This window comes from Pseudanabaena sp. 'Roaring Creek', from assembly GCF_001402795.1.
Taxonomy (GTDB): Bacteria; Cyanobacteriota; Cyanobacteriia; order Pseudanabaenales; family Pseudanabaenaceae; genus Pseudanabaena.
In genome coordinates this window covers 1-4,610 of sequence record NZ_LIRE01000162.1, presented here as the reverse complement: position 1 = coordinate 4,610, position 4,610 = coordinate 1, and the positions used below count along the sequence as shown (strand labels likewise).

Below are 4,610 nucleotides of genomic sequence, written 5' to 3'. Positions count from 1 at the left end.
TATAGCTATATTCACTTAAGTCAGGACATCAAACCCAAGAGAGAGTTGCGGCGCTTCGCGCCGCAACTCTCTCTTGGATTCACTGACTATAGCTATAACACCAAGTTTATCAGGACATATATCAGGACATAAGAGACTGGCAAAAAAATGACTAGCAAAAGCTAAATTACAAACCAAAAGCCGTAGAGTTGAGCCCCTACGGGGCTCAACTTTATGGCTTTTGGTAATTTATTTTGTGCAAGCATTTATAATTCGAGGCTCTCTAAGTTTTCTGGTTTAAGATCGCGTTCCATTAGTCCCTCAACGGCTTGTTGTAATGTAATTTCTCCTTTTAGCAGTCGATATACATAACGCGATACGGGGACACTTATTTTTTCCCGATCGCTAATTTCGATCAGTACGTTAGCCGTATTTACTCCCTCAGCCGTACCCTGCACCTGCGCGATCGCCTCGTCGAGACTCAGCCCCTGCGCGATCGCATAGCCCACTTGATAATTGCGACTGAGGTTGCTATTGCAGGTAGCCAGCAAGTCGCCTAAACCCGATAAGCCCCAAAAAGTTTCAGGTTGCGCCCCAAAATAAACGCCGACCCGAATAATTTCGATCAGCGATCGGGCAATCAATGCCGATTTAGCATTTGTACCCAAATTTAAACCGTCACAAGCCCCCACAGCGATCGCAATAACATTTTTAAGCGTGCCACCTAACTCCACCCCGATGGGATCGGAATTTGTATAGACTCGAAAATTTCGCGATGCAAAAATATTTTGAATTAATTGAGCAGCATCAGCGTTATGGCTAGCAACCACTGTTGCCGCAGGCTTACCCTCCATAATTTCTTTGGACAGATTGGGACCCGACAAAACAACGAGGGGATGGTTGGGGACTAAGGATTGCCAAATTTGGGAGGGAGTTTTGCCCGTCGTGGGTTCTAGCCCCTTAGTGGCACTAACCACAACTGCGTGGGGGAGAAGATGAGCAGTTTGTAATTTTTCAGCGATCGTTCTTACACCCTTAATCGAAACTGCGGATATAATCGCATCACTATTACTTACCAATGCCGCGAGTGACGATTGACTTTGGCGCGACCAGATTTGAACATGGCAGTCATTTCTTTGAACGAGATTAGCTAGCGCCGATCCCCATGCCCCAGATCCAATGATCGTCACATTCTTTAAGTCTGATTTCATGTTTTGCATAATTATTTTGGTTAAACCCAAAGGAGAATAGCCAGTTTGAACCATTTTCCTTTGTTAGAAGTCAGGCATTAGCAAAAACAAGACTAGAAGCCAAACTCCAAATCGAGACGGTGATATAATAGCGTGCAAAAGCCTCTCAAGTCTTAAAACTCTGATAGGTGAGATGTTGATTTACTTTAACTATCAATATCCCATCAAGAGCATTGATTGATGAGGGGTACTTTCGCTCATTTCTTGAGGAAGGCTGGCAACAATGATCGAAATGAAGGTGGCTGGGATTGCTATTGATGCGGTCAGCCGTAATCCTATCGTCCTACTGCGAGATACTTTAGAACGGAGAGCTTTACCGATCTGGATCGGCGAGGCTGAGGCAAGAGCCATTAATGGCGCGATCGAGGGCAGACCCTTAGAACGTCCGATGACCCACGATCTCATGCTGAATTTCTTAGATGCATGGGGCATAACCGTGGAACGAGTCGTCGTTCATGCTCTCAAAAACAGTACTTTTTATGCTGTGGTAACGGTATCACAGGGAGATATCAAAAAGGATATGGATGCGCGTCCTAGTGACGCGATCGCGATCGCGGTTCGGGCTAAATGTCCGATATGGGTAATGGAAGAGGTAATTCTCGAAGCTTCAATTCCTGTGGATCAAGATGCAGATGAGGCAGAAAGAAGAGCATTTCGTGAATTTTTAGCAAAACTCACCCCAGAAGAGTTGGTTAAAAAAAGTGGGTTAGAAAGTAATTAAAAAGTTAAACAATTCAACCCTAATCAAGTAGTATTGCTAGCGCCAAATGTATCAAACCCAAATGAAGATGCACCGCAAGGCGATGTATAGCATTAGTCAGTTATATTAGGGCATAAAACCCAGAAGATTGTTGCGGCGCAAAGCACCGCAACAATCTTCTGGGTTTTATGCCCTAACTTTGGCGATAGGTTAGTTGGCAGAATTAGTATTTGAGACTAGGTTAATAATTCCACGCAAACGAGATTCACTAGGCTTGAGATCATTCTTGAGATCGTTATTAGTTTGGTTGATCCCAAACTGTCTTTCGGCAACTTCGCCTTCTTTACCTAATACCTTTATTGGTTGATTGTTGTAGCTTAGGGCAACCGAGGACGCATTGCCAACTCTGATGGAAATTAGGCGATCGCCAGACCAAGCGACCTTTTTGCCTTCATTTAGTACGCCCTCAAATTCAGTCTTTCCATCAACCGTAACGCGCATCCAAGATTCTCCTTGCATGACCAGCCCCACATTAACAGGCTTATTACCGACAAAGGTAAAATCACCGTTAGCACCTATCTTGGCATTATTGGACGAATTATTATCTGAAGTAATCCCGCTACCCATAGTCCAACTCATAAGCAAATTATTGAGTCTAGAACTAGTCTCAACTGCGACATTAGCTGCTGGTTTACCAAGATTATCTTTAGCAAGGGTGGGAACTTTAGAGTTTGGTACTGAACTGACTACGGGCAAGTTTAAATTAAGCGGAGATGCCATAGCCGTTGGGTCAGTAACACCTTGTTTGAGGATTTCTAGACCACCAATTTTGGGTAGGAGGCTTTCGGTGGGTTCCACAAGCTTCGATCTGGAGTTGCCAAGCTGAGCGGCGTTACTAAAGTTAGTTTGACTGTCGTTAATCTTGTTGGCATCAGGGGAATTCATAAAGGTTGCCAGCAAACTAACTGCCCCCGCGATCACCCCAACATAAAGTGCATATAGGTGTAAGGGTCTTAGCTCGGCAGCAGCGCTACCAGCCCATTTTTGTTCTGGCAAAACTGGATTGAGGGGAAATTCCTCAGAAAGATCGCCAACTCCTAAAGCAGTACCATACTTGCGAATAAATCCACGTACATACACAGGCTCAGGCAACGATTCCATTTCACCATCTTCGATCGCCCGTAGGTATCGTTCAGAAATTAATGTGGTCGCAGTTAGGTGAGGAATTGATAGCTCTTTATCTTCGCGAACTCGCTTAAATTGCGCTCCGATTTCTGCTAATTTCTCTGCTTGCTTCGAGGTTGTAATATTCACAATACTCACAGACATTTAGAAAGAGATTGGACTGACTGACTCAAATGGGCTTTCAGTCGAACTTGGACAACCACAAGTTCTATGTAGAGCGTTGTTATATGGAGCAATCGAATTTAATTTAGATTACCTACCTTGACTAATATAACATTCTGCAAAGTTTTCACAGCAAATTATACCAAAACTAATTCTATACCGATTCATGAAAATGTGATAACACTTTTGCGAATTAAAAACTGAATCTCGTAGGGGTTTTTCAAGTTAAGAAATGGCGTAGCCATTTCTTAACTTGGTATTAGCTGTAAACATTGTTTTTGACGAAAGGGTCGATTTAAGAAGTCTAAGCCGCTCTCACCTAATTGAGGACAACTATAAGTAATTGTGCAAAATAAGTTACTGCAAGGTTGCACCCCTAAGGGATGTAACCTTGCGGGTTTGGTGTAATATTACGCCTAGCTACTTAGCAACTGAGATTAGCAACTGAGATTAGCAACTGAGATTAGCAACTGAGATTAGCAACTGAGATTAGCAACTGAGATTAGCAACTGAGACTGTTAAGTAGCTAGGATACAAGGTCGCGATCTCGCGATCGCTTAAATGTCTATAGGTTCCGCTTTTAAGGTTATTGAGCGAAATTGAGGCGATCGCCACTCGATGCAATGCTAAAACTGGATGCCCGAATTGTTCCGCCATTTTCCGAATTTGACGATTGCGCCCTTCAGACAGAACTATTTGTAATAGGGTGCGGGAATTCTGGTGGGGGGGATGTTCTACTTGAAGAACATTGACGATAGCAGGAAAAGTCCGTTTACCCTCAAGCATAATTCCCTCTTGCCATTGTTTAATCTTTTGCTCGTTGGGAATGTCCTTGACCCAAACTTCGTAGGTTTTGGAAACGTGATGCCGAGGATGCATTAAGTAATTGGCAAATTCACCATCATTAGTGAGGATCAATGCTCCACTGCTGTTGTAGTCCAGCCTTCCCACGGGATAAATATGTTTGTATGGGGATGGCAGAATGTCTATCACAGTCCTGCGGGATTGGGGATCGTTACAGGTACAAACTACACCGATGGGTTTATTAAGTAGTAGATATATAAACTGGGGAGCATGGGTTTGCAATAACTTGCCATCAACTTCAATGCGATCGCGCTCTGGGTCGGCTTTAGTTCCCAATTCTGCGATCGTCTGACCATTGATTGCCACCCTGCCAGCCAAAATTAGCTGCTCGGCTTCTCTACGAGAGGCAATGCCATGCCTAGAAAGAATTTTTTGTAAGCGATCGCCCATGCCAAATTTCAACCGATTAATCGTATAACCAGCATAACAATGATATAGCAGTGATATAGCAGTAGCCAGTTATGTTAGGA

The 4,610-nt window shown here is 43.7% G+C and carries 4 protein-coding genes; 1 reads left to right on the top strand and 3 read right to left on the bottom strand.

Annotated features, from left to right (window positions below; translation table 11 throughout):
- Positions 1–245: 245 nt before the first annotated feature.
- Positions 246–1,190 carry an NAD(P)H-dependent glycerol-3-phosphate dehydrogenase gene (locus AC805_RS04990; RefSeq protein ID WP_156341304.1) on the bottom strand — a complete coding sequence of 315 codons (945 nt, stop codon included), beginning with the start codon at positions 1,188–1,190 and terminating at the stop codon, positions 246–248.
- Between the two features lie 262 nt (positions 1,191–1,452).
- Here AC805_RS04990 and AC805_RS04985 point away from each other — a divergent pair, with 262 nt between their 5' ends.
- Positions 1,453–1,950, top strand: coding sequence for a bifunctional nuclease family protein (locus AC805_RS04985; RefSeq protein ID WP_009626099.1), 498 nt, complete (start codon positions 1,453–1,455; stop codon positions 1,948–1,950).
- A 189-nt stretch (positions 1,951–2,139) separates the two neighbouring features.
- Here the strand turns inward: AC805_RS04985 and AC805_RS04980 are convergent, their stop codons facing one another.
- A complete protein-coding gene (locus AC805_RS04980; protein ID WP_197278642.1) occupies positions 2,140–3,243 on the bottom strand; it encodes a helix-turn-helix domain-containing protein in 1,104 nt (367 codons plus the stop codon).
- A gap of 522 nt (positions 3,244–3,765) precedes the next feature.
- Positions 3,766–4,530, bottom strand: coding sequence for a pseudouridine synthase (locus AC805_RS04975; protein ID WP_055074390.1), 765 nt, complete (start codon positions 4,528–4,530; stop codon positions 3,766–3,768).
- Positions 4,531–4,610: the final 80 nt, after the last annotated feature.